Below are 19,135 nucleotides of genomic sequence, written 5' to 3' on the forward strand. Positions count from 1 at the left end.
GCGTCAGGTGAGAGGGCTTTCGCCGAGAAGGCGGGCATAGCTTCGACGTCATGCGTCGGCGAGAGCGCCGGCCGCGGCTCCCCCGGAGGAAACCCATGTGCCTCTTCCTGTACGACGACGACCCCGACCCCGACGAACAGGACCCGGCCGGGCTCCTCCACGTGCCCGTCCACCGGGTGGCGACAGGCTTCGTGCTGCGCACCTTCCGCACCCCGCTGGGCGAGCGCACCGCGGTCGCCTTCACCGACCGCGACCTGCTGGCCCGGACACTCGGCACCGGTCAGCCCTCCATCAAGCTCGCCGAGTCCGCCCTGCGTTCCCTCGCATCACCTCTTGGCATCAGCCGGCTCGTGCTCGACCCGGTCCTCTCCGCGCCGGCCGTCACCGCGGAGCCGGTGCCTGCCGACACGACCGTCGCCACGCTGTGACCCGCCCGCTGCCCCCCGGCCTCCGAGGAGATGTCCCGATGTCCGCTCCCCCTCTCACCGAGCTCGCCGCCGGCCTGAGCGACCTCTCGGTCTGGCCCGCCTCCACCACCCGCCTTCCGCACGGGCAACTGGCCGTGGGCGGGGTCCAACTCACCGACATCGCCGTCAGGTTCGACACTCCCGCGTACGTCCTGGACGAGGACGAGGTGCGGACGCGCTGCCGGACCTACCGTGCGGCGTTCCCCGACGCCGACGTGCTGTACGCGGCCAAGGCGTTCCTCTCCCGGGCCATGGTCCGGTGGATCGAGGAAGAGGGGCTGGGGCTCGACGTCTGCTCGGCCGGCGAACTCGAACTCGCCCACGCCGCCGGGTTCCCGCCCGAGCGCATGGTTCTGCACGGCAACGCGAAGTCCCCGCGCGACCTTGAGACCGCGCTGCGGATCGGGGTCGGGCGGATCATCGTCGACAGCCCTTCGGAGATAGCGCGGATCGCCGCGCTGGTCGGGCCCAGGGGGCGGCAGAAGGTCATGGTCCGGGTGGTTCCGGGCGTCTCCGCCGGCGGTCACGAGAAGATCCGGACCGGCACGGACAACCAGAAGTTCGGCCTGTCCCTCACCGACGGGTCCGCCCAGCACGCCATCGCCCGCGTGCTCGGCCAGTCGCAGCTCGAACTGACCGGCCTGCACTGCCACATCGGCTCCCAGATATCGGACGTCAAGCCGTACCTGGTGGCCGTGCGGCGGATGGTGGGGCTGATGGCCCGGATCAGGAACAGCCACGGCACCACGTTCGCCGAACTCGACATGGGCGGCGGCCACGGCATCGCCTACCGGCCCGGAGACCCCGCGCTGGACCTGACCTCCCTGGCCCGCCGACTGCGCGCCGAACTCACCGCGAGCTGCTCGGCGGCGGGGCTGCCCGTGCCCGGACTCGTCATCGAACCGGGACGGGCGATCGCGGGTCCGGCCGGCGTGGCGCTGTACCGCGTGCTCGCCGTCAAGCACACCGGAGAGACGGTGTTCGTGGCCGTCGACGGCGGCATGAGCGACAACCCCCGGCCGGCCCTGTACGGAGCCCGCTACGCACCACACCTGATCAGCGCTCGCCCGGCCGCCGAGCCCGTGGTGGCCACGGTCGTGGGCCGGCACTGCGAAGCCGGCGACATCCTCGCAGCCGATGTGCCACTGCCCGGCGACGTACGCCCCGGCGATCTGCTCGCCGTACCTGTGGCAGGCGCCTATCAGCTGTCCATGGCTTCGGGTTACAACCTCGTCGGCCGACCCCCGATCGTCGCGGTGCGCGAGGGCACAGCACGCCTGCTGGTGCGGCGCGAGACACTGCAGGACCTGCGAGGCCGTGACGTCGGCGACTAGGCCGCGTCCGGCGGATCGTCCGGCTGTCCGGCCGCTGCGTCGTGGTGCTCAGCATGGGCGGGCCGACGTGACGCACGCGAAGTGATTCCGGCCGGAACTGCCCCCGCCGCACCGTGGCCATCAGTTGACGCCATGGCCCGGGAGACAGTACGCATGTTCCGCACCGTCGACCGCAACGCTTCCAAGACACCGCCCAAGGCCGGATCGACCTGAGCCGGATCGACCTGAGCAGGATCGAGCGGCGCCGGGAGGACACTCCGCGAGTCATCGGCCCCATCCAGACCAGGGCTGCCCGTGCCCACCTCATCTTCCGCGCACGGCCCCGGGGACGGGCGCCCCACCCGGCGGGGCGACACAATCGCGCCCTGCGGACGGATTGCCACGACTGCGGGCCCGGCGCGGCGGACCTCTCACTGTGGGGCGTCCGAGGGCTGATGAGCGCTGCCGGCTCTCTGCCACGAGCGGCCGCGGAGTCGTCGTGCGTCAGGACCCAGGACCGCACCGTCCCGCAAGGCATCGGCCGAACGTCAGTGACTCGGCATCCAGGCCCACCGCCCTCGCTGGAACGGCACCCTGACAAGATCTGACCCACCCGACAAGGCACAACAACAGCGAGGCCGGAACCTGCGACAGCCTCCGAGTTCCCCAGCCCATCGAGGCGTTTCCCGGTATGTGTACTCAACGGCGGTCCCTACCCCCTGAAAGTCTCCAGCAGCCGCAGCCACACCTCGCTGATCGTCGGGTACGCCGGAACCGCGTGCCACAGCCGGTCGATGGGGACCTCGCCCGCGACCGCCACCGTGGCGGAGTGCAGGAGTTCGCCGATGCCGGGGCCGACGAACGTCACGCCGAGCAGGATCTCGCGGTCCAGGTCCACGATCATCCGGGCGCGGCCCCGGTAGCCGTCGGCGTACAGGCCGGAGCCGGCGACCGAGGCGAGGTCGTAGTCGACCGCGCGGACGCGCCTGCCCGCGCGTTCCGCCTCGGCGAGGGTGAGGCCGACGGAGGCCGCCTCGGGGTCGGTGAAGACGACCTGGGGGACGGCCGCGTGGTCGGCGGTGGCCGCGTGGGGGCCCCAGGGTGAGGTGTCCAGGGGCGCGTCCTGCCGGGCGCGGGCGGCGATCGCGGCGCCCGCGATGCGGGCCTGGTACTTGCCCTGGTGGGTGAGGAGGGCGCGGTGGTTGACGTCCCCGACCCCGTACAGCCAGTCGGTGCCCTCGACGCGGCAAGTGTCGTCCACCGTGAGCCAGGAGCCGGGCTTCAGGCCGACCGTCTCCAGGCCCAGGTCGTCCGTGCGCGGTGCCCGGCCGGTGGCGAAGAGGATCTCGTCGGCCTCGATCCGGCCGCCGTCGTCCAGGACGACCGTGACCGGACCGTCCGGCGCGGGGCGCTCGACGGCGGTGACGGAGACGCCGGTACGGATGGTGGCTCCGGCCTCCTCCAGCGCCTCGGCCACCAGCTCGCCCGCGAAGGGCTCCATCTTCGGGAGCAGGCCCTCGCCGCGGATCAGCAGCGTCACCTCGGCGCCCAGCGCCTGCCAGACGGTCGCCATCTCCACGCCGACCACTCCCCCGCCGACCACCACGAGCCGGCCCGGGACCTCCTTGGCGCTGGTGGCCTCGCGGCTGGTCCAGGGCCGGGCCTCGGCGATGCCGGGGAGGTCGGGGACGACGGCCCTGGTGCCGGTGCACACGGCGACGGCGTGGCGGGCGGTGAGCCGGTGTTCCGTGCCGTCGGGCGCCGTGACCGTGACCTCGCGGGGGCCGGTGAGACGTCCCGTACCGCGGTGGATGTCCGCTCCGACGCTCTCCAGCCAGTCGACCTGCCCGTCATCCTTCCAGTCGCTCGCCTTGTCGTCGCGGTGGGCGAGGACGGCCTGGACGTCGAGGGGACCCTGAACGGCGGTACTCAGGCCCGGGACCCGGCGGGCGTCCGCTCGGGCGACCACGGGGCGCAGCAGGGCCTTGCTCGGCATGCAGGCCCAGTACGAGCACTCACCGCCGATCAGCTCCGACTCCACCACGGCCGTGCTCAGCCCGGCCGCGCGGGCCCGGTCGGCCACGTTCTCCCCCACCGGACCTGCGCCGATGACCACCACGTCGTACGCAAGAACATCCACTGCATCAGTCATGGAAACAGTGTCCTCGGGAGTGTGCGCCCGGGCCACATGGGCAGGCGGAATAGCGCACGTGCAGTCACCGTTGTGCCGGACACGTCCGAACGGGCACAGGAAGAGGTATCTGGAGTATGAGCACCGTAGAGCTGACCAAGGAAAACTTCGATCAGGTCGTCAGCGACAACGGCTTCGTGCTGATCGACTTCTGGGCTTCCTGGTGCGGCCCCTGCCGACAGTTCGCGCCGGTCTACGACTCGGCGTCCGAGCGCCACCCCGACCTCGTCTTCGCGAAGGTCGACACGGAGGCGCAGCAGGAGCTGGCGGCGGCCTTCGAGATCCGGTCCATCCCGACGCTGATGATCGTGCGGGACAACGTCGCGGTCTTCTCGCAGCCCGGTGCGCTGCCCGAGGCGGCCCTGGAGGACGTCATCGGACAGGCCCGGAATCTGGACATGGACGAGGTCCGCAAGTCCGTCGAGGAGCAGAAGCGGGCGGCGGAGGCCGGGCAGGGACAGCCGGAGCCCCAGTAGCCGCCGTACCGGCGCACGGCGCGGCCTGGAGGGCCCTGATCACCCGGTCGGGGCCCTTCAGTCATGCCCGCGTGCGGTCCGGTCAGGACGCTCGGCGGTCTCCCTCGGCGACCTGTACCGACAGGCCCGGGTCCAGTTCCTCGCCGTCGATCAGCACCGCCTCCACCGTGCGGGTCTCCGGGTCGATGTCCGCCTCCATGCCCTGGCCCGTGTACCGGGGGTAGCCCGAGGCCCCCGTCTCGCCGGTGGCGGTCACGATCGCCGAACGGATCGGCCGCCCGGGGGCTCCGGTCCGCGTCCTGCTGTGGTCGGGGATCAGGAGGAGCTCGTAATTCTGTGGATGACTCATGGGATTCTGCGGATGACTCATGGCCCCGACGCTAGACATCCCCCGTACTCCGCGCATGTCGTCGCGCCGGGGCGGCCGCCGGACTCGCGGGTGTGCGGCCGCCGGACTCGCGGGTGCGGCTGGCCGGACTCCCGGTGTGTGCTCAGCTCGACTCCCGGTGTACCGCGCTCGTGCGCAGCAGGTCGTGGTGGACGGGTGCGGTGCCCGGGTGGTGGACGAGACGGTCGATCGTCTCGGCCAGCGGGTCCGGCATGGCGAGCTCCATGCGGACCGTGGAGAGGCGGGGCCGCAGCAGTCTGCCGAGCAGGAGGTCGTCCGCGCCGACGACCGCCGTGTCCCCGGGTATCACGACGCCCGCGTCCTGGAGCGCCCGCATCAGCAGCATGGCGTACTCGTCGTTGTACGCGAACACCGCGTCAAGACCCAGCTCCGGCCAGCGGCGCGCCAGCTCCGCCGCGGACTCCTCCTCGTAGTGGAGCGGGAGGGGGCGTACCTGTGCCCCGGCCGGTTCCGCCGTCTGCCGGGCCCCGGCCAGGCGGGGTTCGGAGAACGGGGTGAGGCCCGCCTCCCTAGGCATCACCACCCCGATGCGGCGGCGGCCCCGCGCCAGCAGGTGTCCGACCGCGCTGGCCCCGACCTGGCGCTGGTCCATGACCAGGCCGTGCGCGCCCGCGACCGGCTCCGGCCCCAGCGTGATCACCGCCTTGGCGCCGGAGCGGGTGAGGATCTCCGTGCCGTGCGGAGTGAGGGTGATGCCCGGCGGTACGACGACGGCGACGGGCCGCAGTTCCGCCCAGGCCCGGACCGCCTCGTCGTCGGCGAGGCCGGCGCTGCCGTACTGGACGACGGTGTAGTCCAGACGGCGCAGTCCGGCCTGGAGTTCCTGGAAGAAGTGCTGGTGGAGCGGGCCCGCCGGTATATGGCCTGAGGGCAGCAGGACCAGGCGGCTGTGTCCGGCGCGCAGGCTGCGGGCGGCCGCGTGCGGGACGTAACCGAGTTGGGTGGCGGCCTCCCTGACGCGGTGCCGGGTGGGTTCGCTGATCCGGACGGTGGCGTTGTTGTTCAGTACGTACGACACGGTGGCCCGGGAGACTCCTGCGAGGCGCGCGACATCGGCGCTGGTCGGTACGGAGACTTCGGCGGGCTGCTTGGGTAACTGGCTCATGGCGTGCGGCAGTCTTCCAGATCCGCCCGGCCGGGCCGCGCCCCGGGGGCGCCTCGCCGCGGCCCCCGTTCGGCGGACCCGCTCCCGGGACGGGGCCGTGCGGGTCCTACGGTGTTGCGATGACGTTCCACCACAGCGCACAGCGCACCGACAGCCCGCCCGTACCGCCCGGCAGCACCGGTCCGACCGCCACCGTCCAGGCCGATCCGCGCGAGGTGGGCCCGGTCCGCACCTCGTACGCCCCCGACCGCGACGGCGACCCCGATCCGGGCGAGATCGTCTGGACCTGGGTGCCGTTCGAGGAGATGGACGGCCGGGGCAAGGACCGACCGGTTCTCGTCGTCGCCCGGGAGGCGGCGGGCACGCTGCTGGCCGTCCAGCTCTCCAGCAGGCAGCACGACATGGACCACGAGTGGGTGGCGCTGGGGGCGGGTCCCTGGGACAGCTCCGGCCGGCAGTCCTGGGTGGATCTGGACCGGGTGCTGCGGGTCCACGAGGACGGGATGCGGCGCGAGGCCAGTGCCCTGGACCGGGACCGGTTCGATTCCGTCGTCGGGCGGCTGCGGGAGCGGTACGGCTGGAGCTGACCGGACGGCTGCGGGAGCGGCACCCCTGGAGCCGACCGGACGGCTGCGGAAGCGGTACGGCGGGCGGTGACCGCCGCTCGCCGGGGCGGGGCGTACGGCGCATGCTGGTTCCGTAGCGGTGCGGCGACGACCGCTTTCCGGTGGCTCAGGGGCACTCTTGTGCGATCTGGGGGTACGGGTTTGGGTGGTAGGTACGCAACTGAGAAGGAGGCGCCTCATGTCCTCGGACACACCCGGCGGCCCCGGCGCACACCCGGATGACGCCACCCTCGACGAGGGTGCGGCCCAGGATTTACTGCGCGGCATCTGTTTCAAGACGGGTCCCCCTCGCATCGTGGGGGTGGAACTCGAATGGCTCATCCATGACCAGGAGAATCCCGCCGTCCCCGTGGCCCAGGAGCGGCTGGACAGCGCCGTCGCGGCCCTCCGCGAGCTGCCCCTGAGCGCCGCACTGACGTTCGAACCGGGCGGGCAGTTGGAGCTCAGCTCCCAGCCGGCCGGCTCCCTGATGGAGTGCGTCGGGACGACCGCGGCGGACCTGGCCGCCGTCCGCGCCTCGCTGGACCGCGACGGGCTCACCCCGGTCGGCCTCGGCGTGGACCCGTGGCAGACGCCGCACCGCAGGCTGCGCGAGCCGCGGTACGACGCGATGGAGGCGGCGCTCGACCGGGCGGGCCCGTCCGGGCGGGCGATGATGTGCACCTCCGCCTCCGTGCAGGTCTGCCTGGACGCGGGCGAGGAGGAGCCGGGGCCGCTCGGCTACGGCCGGCGCTGGCAGCTCACCCATCTGCTCGGTGCCGTCCTGGTGGCCGCGTTCGCCAATTCGCCGTTCCGGCAGGGCCGCCCGACCGGCTGGAAGTCCACCCGGCAGGCCCTGTGGGCCGATCTCGACCCGGTACGGACGCTGGCGCCGGTCGGCGGGCTTCCGCCGCGTGAGGCGTGGGCGGCACATGTGCTCGACACGACCGTGATGTGCGTCCGCCGTGAGGAGGGCCCCTGGGACGTGCCCGAGGGCCTCACCTTCCGTGAATGGATCCGTACCGGCGCGCCCCGGCCGCCGGTCCGGGCCGATCTCGACTACCACCTCACCACCCTGTTCCCGCCGGTCCGGCCGCGCGGGCACCTCGAACTGCGCATGATCGACGCGCAGAGCGGCGCGGACGGGTGGCTGGTGCCGCTCGCCGTCGCCACCGCCCTGTACGACGACCCGGAGGCCGCCGAGACCGTGTACCGCACCGTGAAGCCCCTGGCCGAGTGGGCGGGATCCGCACCCTCCCCGCGCAACCCACTGTGGACGACGGCCGCCCGCGAGGGTCTGGCCGATCCGGAGCTGCGGGCGGCGGCCACCGTCTGCTTCGACACGGCGCTCACCGCGCTCGACCGGATGGGCGCCGACCAGGCGGTACGGGACACGGTGGCGGCCTTCAACGACCGGTACGTGGCCCGGGGCCGATGTCCGGCCGACGATCTGCTCGAACCGGGAGCTCTCACCGAACTGAGCCGGCCGACGGGCTCCGTCGGCTCCCCGGACGGCCCGCACACCGGAAGGGTGGCCTCAGCATGACCGACGACCGTGACCTCTCCGCCACCGCCGCTGACGGCTTCCCGCCGGGCCCCGGCGGCCACGACCCCGAGGTGCTCCGGCAGCGGGCCCTCGACGCGCTGCTGACCGCCCGGGCGCGCACCGCCACCCTCACCGAAAGCGTCGACGACGGTGAACTCACCGCCCAGCACTCCCCCTTGATGTCCCCGCTCGTCTGGGACCTGGCTCACATCGGCAACCAGGAGGAGCAGTGGCTGCTCCGCGCCCTGGGCGGCCGGGAGGCGCTGCGACCCGAGATCGACGGGCTGTACGACGCCTTCGAGCACCCCCGCGCGGCCCGCCCCTCCCTGCCGCTGCTGGCGCCCGCCGAGGCGCGGACCTACGCCTCCGATGTACGGGGCAGGGCCCTGGACATCCTGGAGGGCGCCCCGCTGCACGAAGGGGGCCGCCCGCTGGAGCGGGCCGGGTTCGCCTTCGGAATGATCGCCCAGCACGAACAGCAGCACGACGAGACGATGCTGATCACCCATCAGTTGCGCACGGGGCCGGTCGCACTGACCGCGCCCACACCGCCCGTACCCACCGACGCCGGCGCGTTGCCCGCCGAAGTCCTCGTCCCCGGCGGCCCGTTCACCATGGGCACCTCCGCCGAACCGTGGGCCCTGGACAACGAACGGCCCGCGCACCGGCGGGAGGTGGCCGCTTTCCACCTGGACACCGCCCCCGTGACCTGTGGCGCGTACCGCCGGTTCATCGAGGACGGCGGGTACACCGACCCCCGCTGGTGGGCGCCCGAGGGCTGGGACCTGGTCCGCGAACACGACCTGGCCGCCCCGCTGTTCTGGCACCGGGACGCCGGGCAGTGGCTGCGCCGCCGGTTCGGGGTGACCGAGCCGGTGCCGGAGGACGAGCCGGTGCTCCACGTCAGCTGGTACGAGGCGGATGCGTACGCGCGCTGGGCGGGGAGGCGGCTGCCCACCGAGGCCGAGTGGGAGAAGGCCGCCCGGCACGATCCCGCCACCGGGCGTTCGCTGCGCTACCCCTGGGGCGACACCGACCCGACCCCCGAGCGGGCCAACCTGGGCCAGCGCCATCTGCGTCCGGCACGCGCCGGAGCGTATCCGGCGGGCCGGGCGCCGTCCGGCGCGGGTCAGCTCATCGGCGATGTATGGGAGTGGACCTCCAGCGACTTCCTCCCCTATCCGGGCTTCGTGGCGTTCCCTTACCGGGAGTACTCGGACGTGTTCTTCGGCCCGGGCCACAAGGTGCTGCGCGGCGGCTCGTTCGCCGTGGACCAGGTCGCCTGCCGGGGCACGTTCCGCAACTGGGACCTGCCGGTGCGGCGGCAGATCTTCTCCGGGTTCCGTACCGCGAGGGACGCCTGATGTGCCGTCATATCGCCTATGTGGGCGACCCGGTGGTTCTCGGGACCGTACTGTCCGAGCCGCCGCACTCCCTGGTACGCCAGTCCTGGGCGCCGCGCCGGCAGCGGTACGGGACGGTCAACGCGGACGGCTTCGGCGTCGGCTGGTACGCGGACGGCGACCCGGTACCCGGCCGCTACCGGCGCCAGGGCCCGATCTGGCACGACCGGACCTTCACCGATCTGGCCCGGGTGGTGCGGTCGGCCGCGCTGCTCGCCGCCGTACGGGACGCCACCGAGGCGGGTGCGGACGGGGAGGCCGCGGCCGCTCCGTACGCCGCCGGGCGGCTGCTCTTCAGCCACAACGGCGCGGTGCCGGGCTGGCCGGGCTCCCTCGCGGGCCCGGCCGCCGCGCTGCCCGCCGAGGAGCTGCTCTCGCTGGCCGCCCGCAACGACTCGGCGCTTGTCTGGGCGCTGGTCCTGCACCGCGTCGCCGCCGGGGACGACCTGCCGACGGCGGTCGCGGAGACCGTACGGGAGGTCGCCGAAGCGGCACCCGGGTCCCGGCTCAACCTGCTGGTCACGGACGGCACCGCCATCGTGGCCACCGCCTGGGGCGACACCCTCTGGTACCTCCACGCCCCCGGCCGCTCGACCGCCGTGGCCTCGGAGCCGTACGACGACGATCCCCGCTGGCGCGAGGTCCCCGACCACACCCTGCTGGTCGCGACCGCCGCAGACGTCACCCCCACACCGCTCAAGGAGCCCGCCGCGTGAGCCCATTCCTGCTGACCCGCACCCTGCCGGAGGACGCCACGGACGCGGCGCTGCGCGCCGACGTACTGAGCGGGCTGACCCGGCACCCCAAGACGCTGCCGCCCAAGTGGTTCTACGACGCGCGCGGCAGCGAGCTGTTCGAGGACATCACCCGGCTGCCCGAGTACTACCCGACCCGCGCCGAGCGGGAGATCCTGGAGGAGCGCGCAGGGGAGATCGCCGCCGCCTCGGGGGCCCGGACCGTGATCGAGCTGGGCTCGGGCTCCTCGGAGAAGACCCGTCATCTGCTGAAGGCCCTGGACGGGCTGGAGAGTTACGTACCGGTCGACGTGAGCGAGAGCGCGCTCACCGGGGCCGCCGAGTCGCTGCTCGCCGAGCACCCCGGGCTCTCCGTGCACGCCCTGATCGCCGACTTCACCGGCGGACTCGCGCTGCCCGGCACGCCCGGGCCCCGGCTCGTCGCCTTCCTCGGAGGCACGATCGGCAACCTGCTCCCCGAGGAGCGGGCCGGCTTCCTGCACTCGGTGCGCTCGCTGCTGTCCCCCGGCGACGCGCTGCTGCTCGGCACGGACCTGGTCAAGGACGAGGAGACGCTGGTCGCGGCGTACGACGACGCGTCGGGTGTGACGGCCGCGTTCAACAAGAACGTGCTGAACGTCGTCAACCGGGAGCTGGGCGCCGACTTCCCGCTGGAGGACTTCGAGCATGTGGCGGTGTGGAACCCGGAGACGCGGTGGATCGAGATGCGGCTGCGCGCCCGCCGGGCGCTGACCGTGAAGATCCGGGAGCTGGACCTGGTGGTGCCGTTCGAGGCCGGTGAGGAGCTGCGTACGGAGGTATCGGCGAAGTTCCGCCAGGAGGACGTGCGCGAGGAACTGGAGGCGGCCGGGCTCCAGTTGGCTCAGTGGTGGACGGACGCGGCCGGGCGGTTCGCCCTGTCGCTGGCCACCGCTGTCTGAACGAGGACCGTCCCAGGAGCCGTCGTCGCCCGGTCCGTACCGGCGACGGCGGCTCTCGCCGTGCGGGCCAGTGCCCGGCGGCCGGGCTCACCACTCGCGGAGGCTGCCGCGTGACCGTGTGCCGGGATCGGGGCGAGGACGTCGACCTCGGCGCTGAGCCCCGCCGCCCGCACCACCCGCCACAGCGAGACGGCGAGCGGATCGTCCCCCACGAACGCCACGGCTCCCGGGGCGCGGTAGGTGATGCGGACCGGTCGTACGGAGACCTCCGCGTCGATCGCCGCCTGGAACAGGGCCGGCCGGAACACCCCGCCGCTCCCCCGCCCGCACCAGGTGCTGCCCTCGGGGAACGCCACGACGCGGGAGCCCGAACGCAGGGCTCCGGCAACCGTGTCCACGGCGCCCGGCAGCGCGCGCAGCCGGTCGCGGTCGATGAACAGCGTGGAGCCGAGCCCGGCGAGCCGGCCGAGCAGCGGCCAGCGTCCGACCTCGCTCTTGGCGAGCATCCGGCCGGGCAGTACGGAGGCGACGAGGGGGATGTCCAGCCAGGAGACGTGGTTGGCGACGACGAGCTCACCGCCGGTGCCCGGGGCGTACGGATGCACCCGGACCGTCACCCGTACGCCGAAGGCACGCGGCACACCCCGGGCCCAGCGCCGTACCAGCCACGCCCGCGGAGCTGGTGGAAGCAGCCGGACCGGCAGGGCACAGGCCACCCCCAGCAGCGTCCACGCGCAGCCGGCCAGCAGCCGCAGGACGGCGGGGAGCGGGGCCCGGACCGGGCCGGTGTGCCGGGCGCAGGTTCGCGGGGTGCAGGGGGCGACGGGCAGCCAGGCGCTCACGGCTGCGGGACGGGCGGCGCTCACGCCCGGCGCGCGCGAGGCTCTCACGGCTGCGGGACGAGCGGCGCTCACGCCAGACGTACGCGCGGCGCTCACGTCTGCGGGACGAGCGAGAGGAAGTGGCGCAGGTAGCGCGGGTCGGTGCGGCGCAGCGAGAGCAGGACGTACAGGTCCGCCACGTTGAACTCGGGGTCGTACGCCGGGGCTCCGCAGACCCAGGCGCCGAGCCGCAGATAGCCGCGGAGCAGGGGCGGCAGGTCCGCCCGGGAGCCGGGTCCGGCCTCCGGGTGCGCGGAGGCGTCCCAGAGGCGGTGCGGGGAGACCCAGAACTCCTCGGGTGCCAGGTGCGCGGTGCGTACGGTGTTCCAGCTACGGGCGGCGAGCGTGCCGCCGTCGGCCAGCGGCAGGGAACAGCAGCCCGCCAGCCAGGTGTGGCCCGAGCGCTCCATGTAACGGGCGAGCCCGGCCCAGACGAGGGCGATGACGGCGCCGTCGCGGTGGGCGGGGTGGACGCAGGAGCGGCCGACCTCGACGAGGTCGTCGCGGATGGGCCCGAGGCGGGTGAGGTCGAACTCGCCCTCCGCGTAGAGCCGTCCGGCTATGCGGGCGCGGTCCGGCGGCAGCAGGCGGTAGGTGGCGACGACCTCTCCCGTGGCGGTCTCGCGGACCAGCAGGTGGTCGCAGTACGCGTCGAACGCGTCGCTGTCGATGCCCGGTTCGGGCCCGTCCAGCATGGCTCCCAGCTCTCCGGCGAACACCTGATGGCGCAGGCGCTGGGCGGCGCGGACATCCTCCTGGCCGGTGGCGAGGGAGACGCGGTAGGCGGCCGGTTCCGGGGAACGAGAGGCAGTGAGAGCGAGGGCGGGCGGGGCGGTGGGCAGCACGGTCATGGCAGTCTCCGGGGACGGATCGGCTAGGGGTGCCTGCCGGGCCTTCGCGGGGTGCGAAGGCCCGGCCCCTTACTTCTTCCGTCACCGGCTGGATTCGACGTGACCGCCGTGGAGCGCGGGGATGTGCGACGGCTGAATCCCCAGGGACCGGCGGAGCGTCAGCTGCGGCTCAGCCGCGGCGGACCCGCAACCCGCCTACCGGCTCAGCTACGGGCTCAGCTACCAGCAAGCATGGCCGTGATGCGCTCCGACGCCTTCTTCGCCGCCAGGGCGGGGTCGCCGCCCGTGAGCACCGCCGTCATGTACGGCTTGATCGGGTTCTCCGCCTCGACCTTGGCCCACTGCGAGGAGTTGGGCGTGGCGCGGCCCTGGCTCGCGCCTTCCGCCATCGCGGCCGTGCCCTCCTCCCCTTCGACGACGTGGGCGAGCTTGGGCTTGTTGGGGACGTAGCTCATGGTGCGGGCGAGTTCGGTCTGCCACTTCTCGCTGGCCAGCGCCTTGACGACGGCGATCCCGGCGCTGCGCTGGTCGGCCTTCTTCGGGACGATGAGGTCCGAGCCGCCGGTGAAGACGGAGCCGGGGGCCTTGGCAGTCTTGCCGGGAATGGGGAAGTAGCCGAGCTTTCCCTTGAGTTCGGGATTCTTCTGCTCGATGAGCGCGGCGCTGCCGGGGAGCGAGATGATCTGCGCGACGTCGCCCTTGGCGAATGCGTCGTTCTGCGGCGGCTTCTCCTCGTCGGAGTCCGCCGGCCCCTGGCCGAGCGCCTGGAGTTCCTTGTAGAAGTTCATTCCGGCGAGCGCCTCGGGGGTGTCCAGCGTGCCCCGCCAGTCACCGCCGCCGCCCTCGGCGAGTTCGCCGCCCTCGTCCCAGATGAATCCGGCCAGCACGTACCAGTTCTGACCGGCCAGATAAATGCCCTGCTTGCCCTGGGTGTTGAGCTTCTCGGTCTCCTCGATCCACTCGGCGCGCGTCTTGGGGAGGTCGTCCACGCCGGCGGCCTTGAAGATGTCCTTGTTGTAGATCACCACACGGTTGGCCGCGTACCAGGGGATGCCGTACTGCACACCGCTGATCTGGCCGGGCTGGGCGAGGCCGGGCAGCCAGTCCTCGCTGCCCAGGTCACGCATCGATTCGAGGGTGAGGTCACGGAGGCCGCCGCTCTCCGCGTACTGCGCGACCTGGGTGTTTCCGACCTCGATCACGTCGGGGGCGTCGTCGCTCTCCAGGGCGTCCAGGACCTTGGGGCCGATACCGCCCCACTCCTGGATCTTGAACTCCAGCGTGATGGACGGATTCTCCTTCTCGTACGCGCTGGTGAACTTCTCCAGGAATCCCTGCGAGACGCTGTCCTTCATCAGCCAGACCGTCACCGTGCGGTCTCCGCCACCCGAGCCGGAGAAGTAGCCACATCCGCTGAGCGTGACGGACGAAACGAGCGCGACGGCTCCGACGAGTATGCGGTTCTTCACGTAGTCACCTTCTGCGAAACGGCACGACGAAATCGGGACCCGGTGTGGGGGGATTGCGGGCGGCGCTCGCACGGGCGTTTGGCTGAATTTTGGTATGGACCAATCAGTAGGTCAAGGCGTGTGCTCGCCCCCATTCGCCCCACTCGCCCCCTCGCGCGACACCCGGGTTTGAGGCACCGTGGTCAGCAGAGAGGAGACAAAACATGTCCAATCACACCTATCGGGTCACCGAAATCGTAGGAACCTCCGAGGAGGGCGTCGACGCGGCGATCCGGAACGGCGTCGCAAGAGCCGCGGAAACGTTGCACAATCTCGACTGGTTCGAGATTAACCAAGTACGCGGCCATATCGAGGATGGCCGAATCGCGCACTACCAAGTCGGCCTGAAGGTGGGCTTCCGGCTCGACGAAAACGCCTGATCAGGTCCGCCCGTCCCGTTCCTGTCCATCCTTCAGCGCCGGTGACGGGTCGAACCAGCGGGCCCGGACCACAGGGAATCCGGCCACTTCGGCCGCATCGCAGACCAGCTCGTCGTCGTCGACGAGCATGCGCACCTCACGCGACCGGCCCAGCCGCCGGAGGATGTCCAGCTTCGTCCGGCGGGCCGGGCGCCGGTCGTCGTCGCGCCGCATGAACAACTGCCCGCCGGGCAGTCCCTGACGGCTCAGCCAGTCCACGGTGGCCCGGCGGCAGCGCTCGGGCCGCCCGGTCAGATAGACGACCTCGCACTCCTCGGCGCTCGCGAGCACGAGGGCCACCCCTTCGGCCAGCGGCGGATCGTCCGGAGCCGCGGCGAAGAAGCCGTTCCAGTCGCGCTTCGCCCCCTCCAGGAAGTGCTGCCGGTGGGCCGTGTCGGCAAGGGTCCCGTCGAGATCGAATACGGCCAGCGGCCGGGCGTCGTCGTTCACCCGGCCAGCTTAGGAAGTCCCGGCGCCGACCACATCCGCAGGCCGGGATCCGGGAATCCCCACCGGGCGAGGGCGTTGAACAGGGTGTGAGCTCTCTGATCGCCGCGACCCGGTTCTCGTTCCTCGACCGCTCCCGCAGCCGTGAGGGGCACGACGGCCCCCAGGCGCTGCGCGACACCGTGACCCTGGCGCGGGAGGTGGAGTCCCTCGGCTACCACCGCGTCTGGGTCTCCGAGCACCACAGCGTGCCGGGCGTCGCGGGGTCGGCGCCGACGGTCCTGGCCGCCGCCGTCGCCGCCGCGACCTCCACCATCCGGGTCGGGACCGGCGGGGTGATGCTCCCCAACCACCAGCCGTTCGTCGTGGCCGAGCAGTTCGGGGTCCTCGCCTCGCTCTTCCCCGGCCGGATCGACATGGGGCTCGGCCGTTCCGTGGGGTTCACCGACGGCGTACGCCGGGCGCTCGGCCACGGCAAGGAGGACGCGGAGGACTTCCCCGGCCGCCTCGCCGAGCTGCTCGGCTGGATCGACGGCACCCAGCAGGCCCACCCTCAGGTGCACGCCCGCCCGGCGGAGGGCCTGGACATCCCCGCGTACGTCCTGGCGATCGGCGAGGGCGCCGCGGTCGCGGCCGCCGCCGGCCTGCCCCTCGTCATCGGCGACCTGCGCGGCCGGGAGAAGGTGCTCCGCGCCGTCGAGGTGTACCGCAGGGACTTCCGGCCCTCCGCCCGCGCCGAGCGCCCCGAGGTGATCGTCTCCGGCACGGTCGCGGTCGCCGCCACCCAGGAGGCCGCCCGGCGCCTGCTGATCCCCGAGGCCTGGGCCATGGCGTACGCGCGCACCCACGGCAGCTTCCCCCCGCTGGCGCCCGCCGAGGAGATCGAGAGCCGCACGATGACGGCGAAGGAGCGTGGCCTGTACGAGCGCGGCCTCGAGGGCCATATCCACGGCACCGAGGAGCAGGTGACGGAGCAGTTGGAGACGGCGATCAAGGAGACCGGGGCGGACGAGGTGCTCGTGACGACGAGTACGTACGACCGTGAGGCGCTGGCGGAGTCGCTGCGGCGGCTGGCCGGGATCGTACGACGCGAGGGCTGACCCGCCCGGCTCAGCCCCGGTCCGCCGCCTGCCGCCGGTGGGCTGCCACCCGCTCGCGGGTCGCGCACCGGCGGGGGCGGGAGCGCACCTCACGCAGCCGGACGGTGGTAGGGCCGCCGGCCTGCCGGGCGCCTTCCTGGTGGCGGCGGGCACGGCGGCCCTTGCCGTACCGGCCTTCTTCGCGGTCCGCACGGCCGACGGACCCGCCCGACCGGCCCGCCCGGACACCCGCGCCTAGAATCAAACCGTTTGTCCCTTCAGGTGTCGCCCCCACCCCGTACGGAGCCGAGCCCATGCACTCCCCCCACGATCCGTACGTCCGGGTGCGCGGCGCGCGCGAGCACAACCTCCAGGACGTGAACGTCGACATCCCGCGCGACACCCTCACGGTCTTCACCGGGGTCTCCGGCTCCGGCAAGTCCTCGCTGGCGTTCGGCACGATCTACGCCGAGGCCCAGCGCCGCTACTTCGAGTCGGTCGCCCCCTACGCGCGCCGGCTCATCCACCAGGTGGGCGCGCCGGCCGTCGGGGAGATCACCGGGCTGCCGCCCGCCGTCTCCCTGGAGCAGCGCCGCTCGGCGCCCGGCGCCCGCTCCTCGGTGGGGACGGTGACCACGCTCTCCAACTCGCTGCGGATGCTGTTCTCCCGGGCCGGGGACTACCCGGCGGGCGCCGAGCGGCTCGACTCCGACGCCTTCTCCCCCAACACGGCGGCCGGAGCCTGCCCCGAGTGCCACGGGCTCGGGCGGATCCACCGGACGGACGAGGAACTGCTCGTCCCCGACCCCTCGCTCTCGATCCGGGAGGGGGCGATCGCCGCGTGGCCGGGGGCCTGGCAGGGGAAGAACCTGCGCGATGTGCTGGACACACTCGGATACGACGTCGACCGGCCGTGGCGTGAGCTGGCGGCGAAGGACCGGGAGTGGATCCTGTTCACCGACGAGCAGCCGGTGGTGACGGTGCACCCGGTGCGGGACGCGGGCCGGATCCAACGCCCGTACCAGGGAACGTACATGAGCGCCCGGCGCTATGTGCTGCACACCTTCGCCGACACCAGGAGCCGCACGCTGCGGGCGAAGGCCGAGCGCTTCCTGACGAGTGTGCCGTGTCCGGTGTGCGGCGGAAGCAGGCTGCGGCCGGAGGCGATGGCGGTGACCTTCGCGGGGCGGACCATCGCGGAGCTGGCCGCGCTGCCGCTCTCGGCGCTGGCGGAGGTGCTGGCCGGTGCCGGGGCGGGCGGTGAGGAGACCGCCCGGGTGCTGACGGGTGACCTGCTGGCCCGGATCGGGACGGTGACGGAGCTGGGGCTCGGCTATCTGAGCCTGGACCGGACGGCCCCGACGCTCTCCTCGGGCGAGTTGCAGCGGCTGCGGCTGGCGACCCAGTTGCGTTCGGGGCTCTTCGGGGTGGTCTACGTCCTGGACGAGCCGTCGGCCGGGCTGCACCCCGCCGATACGGAGTCGCTGCTCGGGGTGCTCGGCCGGCTGAAGGAGGCCGGGAACTCGGTCTTCGTGGTGGAGCACCAGATGGATGTGGTGCGGCGGGCGGACTGGCTGGTGGATGTGGGGCCGCTGGCCGGGGAGCACGGTGGGCGGGTGCTGCACAGCGGGCCGCCGGAGGGGCTGGCCGGGGTGCCGGAGTCGGCGACGCGGCGGTTCCTGTTCCCGGCGGAGGCCGAGGCGCCGCCCGTACGCGAGCCGCGCACCCCGACCGGGTGGATCCGGCTCTCCGGGGTGGAGCGGCACAATGTGCGCGGGGTCGACGCGGCGTTCCCGCTCGGGGTGTTCACGGCGGTGACCGGCGTGTCCGGGTCGGGCAAGTCGACCCTGGTGGGGCAGGTGCTCGCCGGGGTGCTGGCGGACCGGGAGGCGGGTGAGGAGGCTGCCGGGGCGGGCGAGCAGTTCTGCACTTCCGTCAGCGGACTGGAGGCGGTGGACCGGCTCGTCCAGGTCGACCAGAAGCCGATCGGGCGGACACCCCGGTCCAACCTGGCCACGTACACCGGCCTCTTCGACACCGTACGGAAGTTGTTCGCGCGGACCGAAACAGCGCGGGAGCGGGGCTACACGGCGGGACGGTTCTCGTTCAATGTGAGCGGCGGGCGGTGCGAGACGTGCCAGGGCGAGGGGTTCGTCTCGGTGGAGCTGCTCTTCCTGCCCAGCACGTACGCGCCCTGCCCGGACTGCCACGGCGCGCGCTACAACCCGGAGACGCTGGAGGTCACGCTGCGCGGGCTGACGGTCGCTCAAGTCCTCGATCTCACCGTGGAGTCGGCGGCGGACTTTTTCTCCGGCACCCCGGCCGCCGAGCGCGCGCTGACCACATTGCTGGACGTCGGGCTCGGCTATCTGCGGCTCGGGCAACCCGCCACCGAGCTGTCCGGCGGCGAGGCCCAGCGGATCAAGCTCGCATCGGAACTCCAGCGCACCCGGCGCGGCCACACGCTGTATCTGCTGGACGAGCCGACGACCGGTCTGCATCCGGCCGATGTCGAGGTGCTGATGCGGCAGTTGCACGGCCTGGTGGACGCGCACAACACCGTGGTGGTCGTGGAGCACGACATGGCCGTGGTGGCGGGCGCGGACCAGGTCATCGACCTGGGCCCCGGGGGCGGCGACCGGGGCGGGCGGATCGTGGCGGCCGGTACGCCTCAGGAGGTGGCGCGGTCGGCGGAGAGCCGCACGGGTCCGTATCTGGCGAAGGCGCTGCGCGGCTGATCCCGTACGGTACGGAGTTCAC

The 19,135-nt window shown here is 72.8% G+C and carries 19 protein-coding genes; 12 read left to right on the forward strand and 7 right to left on the reverse strand.

The annotated features are described in order from the left end of the window. Nucleotides 1–95 precede the first annotated feature (95 nt). Entirely contained in the window at nt 96–428 is a 333-nt protein-coding gene (locus ACFWRT_RS00175; RefSeq protein WP_380948742.1) for an SAV_915 family protein, read from the forward strand. 38 nt (nt 429–466) lie between these two features. Further along, the gene (gene lysA / locus ACFWRT_RS00180) at nt 467–1,801 is read left to right on the forward strand and encodes a diaminopimelate decarboxylase (RefSeq protein ID WP_380948743.1); all 1,335 of its coding nucleotides are present in this window, start codon (nt 467–469) and stop codon (nt 1,799–1,801) included. 691 nt (nt 1,802–2,492) lie between these two features. On the opposite strand, the gene ACFWRT_RS00185 is transcribed toward lysA, so the two are convergent. Continuing rightward, nucleotides 2,493–3,932: a dihydrolipoyl dehydrogenase family protein gene (locus tag ACFWRT_RS00185; protein WP_380948744.1), complete on the reverse strand. Its 1,440-nt coding sequence runs from the start codon at nt 3,930–3,932 to the stop codon at nt 2,493–2,495. A gap of 116 nt (nt 3,933–4,048) precedes the next feature. Between ACFWRT_RS00185 and trxA the strand changes: the two genes are divergently transcribed. Next, entirely contained in the window at nt 4,049–4,447 is a 399-nt protein-coding gene (gene trxA / locus ACFWRT_RS00190; protein ID WP_073876374.1) for a thioredoxin, read from the forward strand. An 82-nt stretch (nt 4,448–4,529) separates the two neighbouring features. Here trxA and ACFWRT_RS00195 read toward each other — a convergent pair whose 3' ends face one another. Both ACFWRT_RS00195 and ACFWRT_RS00200 read right to left on the reverse strand, forming a co-directional pair. Next, a complete protein-coding gene (locus tag ACFWRT_RS00195; protein ID WP_380948745.1) occupies nt 4,530–4,796 on the reverse strand; it encodes a hypothetical protein in 267 nt (88 codons plus the stop codon). A 142-nt stretch (nt 4,797–4,938) separates the two neighbouring features. Next, nucleotides 4,939–5,961: a LacI family DNA-binding transcriptional regulator gene (locus tag ACFWRT_RS00200; protein WP_380948746.1), complete on the reverse strand. Its 1,023-nt coding sequence runs from the start codon at nt 5,959–5,961 to the stop codon at nt 4,939–4,941. Between the two features lie 119 nt (nt 5,962–6,080). On the opposite strand from ACFWRT_RS00200, the gene ACFWRT_RS00205 reads away from it, so the two are divergent. The 5 genes from ACFWRT_RS00205 to egtD all read left to right on the forward strand — a co-directional run bounded on the left by ACFWRT_RS00205 (nt 6,081) and on the right by egtD (nt 11,190). Next, nucleotides 6,081–6,548 carry a type II toxin-antitoxin system PemK/MazF family toxin gene (locus ACFWRT_RS00205; protein WP_380948747.1) on the forward strand — a complete coding sequence of 156 codons (468 nt, stop codon included), beginning with the start codon at nt 6,081–6,083 and terminating at the stop codon, nt 6,546–6,548. Between the two features lie 217 nt (nt 6,549–6,765). Then, the gene (gene egtA / locus ACFWRT_RS00210; protein WP_380948748.1) at nt 6,766–8,112 is read left to right on the forward strand and encodes an ergothioneine biosynthesis glutamate--cysteine ligase EgtA; all 1,347 of its coding nucleotides are present in this window, start codon (nt 6,766–6,768) and stop codon (nt 8,110–8,112) included. Further along, complete coding sequence (gene egtB / locus ACFWRT_RS00215) at nt 8,109–9,476, forward strand: ergothioneine biosynthesis protein EgtB (protein ID WP_380948749.1); 1,368 nt, start codon at nt 8,109–8,111, stop codon at nt 9,474–9,476. Before egtA ends, egtB begins: the two co-directional genes overlap by 4 nt. After that, nucleotides 9,476–10,231: an ergothioneine biosynthesis protein EgtC gene (gene egtC, locus ACFWRT_RS00220; protein WP_380948750.1), complete on the forward strand. Its 756-nt coding sequence runs from the start codon at nt 9,476–9,478 to the stop codon at nt 10,229–10,231. Before egtB ends, egtC begins: the two co-directional genes overlap by 1 nt. Beyond that, entirely contained in the window at nt 10,228–11,190 is a 963-nt protein-coding gene (gene egtD, locus ACFWRT_RS00225; protein ID WP_380948751.1) for an L-histidine N(alpha)-methyltransferase, read from the forward strand. Before egtC ends, egtD begins: the two co-directional genes overlap by 4 nt. On the opposite strand, the gene ACFWRT_RS00230 is transcribed toward egtD, so the two are convergent. The 3 genes from ACFWRT_RS00230 to ACFWRT_RS00240 all read right to left on the reverse strand — a co-directional run bounded on the left by ACFWRT_RS00230 (nt 11,133) and on the right by ACFWRT_RS00240 (nt 14,391). Continuing rightward, nucleotides 11,133–12,032, reverse strand: coding sequence for a lysophospholipid acyltransferase family protein (locus ACFWRT_RS00230; protein ID WP_380949006.1), 900 nt, complete (start codon nt 12,030–12,032; stop codon nt 11,133–11,135). The two genes, egtD and ACFWRT_RS00230, sit on opposite strands and share 58 nt — an antisense overlap. A gap of 92 nt (nt 12,033–12,124) precedes the next feature. Then, nucleotides 12,125–12,922, reverse strand: a complete 798-nt coding sequence (locus ACFWRT_RS00235) for a GNAT family N-acetyltransferase (RefSeq protein WP_380948752.1) — start codon at nt 12,920–12,922, stop codon at nt 12,125–12,127. Between the two features lie 215 nt (nt 12,923–13,137). After that, a complete protein-coding gene (locus ACFWRT_RS00240) occupies nt 13,138–14,391 on the reverse strand; it encodes an extracellular solute-binding protein (protein WP_380948753.1) in 1,254 nt (417 codons plus the stop codon). Between the two features lie 203 nt (nt 14,392–14,594). On the opposite strand from ACFWRT_RS00240, the gene ACFWRT_RS00245 reads away from it, so the two are divergent. Then, entirely contained in the window at nt 14,595–14,810 is a 216-nt protein-coding gene (locus ACFWRT_RS00245; RefSeq protein ID WP_380948754.1) for a dodecin, read from the forward strand. Here the strand turns inward: ACFWRT_RS00245 and ACFWRT_RS00250 are convergent, their stop codons facing one another. Next, nucleotides 14,811–15,299 carry a phosphatase domain-containing protein gene (locus ACFWRT_RS00250; protein WP_380948755.1) on the reverse strand — a complete coding sequence of 163 codons (489 nt, stop codon included), beginning with the start codon at nt 15,297–15,299 and terminating at the stop codon, nt 14,811–14,813. Between the two features lie 86 nt (nt 15,300–15,385). Between ACFWRT_RS00250 and ACFWRT_RS00255 the strand changes: the two genes are divergently transcribed. The 3 genes from ACFWRT_RS00255 to uvrA are packed head-to-tail and all read left to right on the forward strand — an operon-like array spanning nt 15,386 to nt 19,113. After that, nucleotides 15,386–16,396, forward strand: a complete 1,011-nt coding sequence (locus ACFWRT_RS00255; protein WP_380948756.1) for an MsnO8 family LLM class oxidoreductase — start codon at nt 15,386–15,388, stop codon at nt 16,394–16,396. A gap of 37 nt (nt 16,397–16,433) precedes the next feature. Next, entirely contained in the window at nt 16,434–16,634 is a 201-nt protein-coding gene (locus tag ACFWRT_RS00260) for a hypothetical protein (protein ID WP_380948757.1), read from the forward strand. Nucleotides 16,635–16,689: 55 nt separating this feature from the next. After that, the gene (gene uvrA / locus ACFWRT_RS00265; RefSeq protein WP_380948758.1) at nt 16,690–19,113 is read left to right on the forward strand and encodes an excinuclease ABC subunit UvrA; all 2,424 of its coding nucleotides are present in this window, start codon (nt 16,690–16,692) and stop codon (nt 19,111–19,113) included. Nucleotides 19,114–19,135: the final 22 nt, after the last annotated feature.

The sequence above is a fragment of the Streptomyces cyaneofuscatus genome (assembly GCF_042718795.1).
GTDB lineage: Bacteria > Actinomycetota > Actinomycetes > Streptomycetales > Streptomycetaceae > Streptomyces > Streptomyces cyaneofuscatus_A.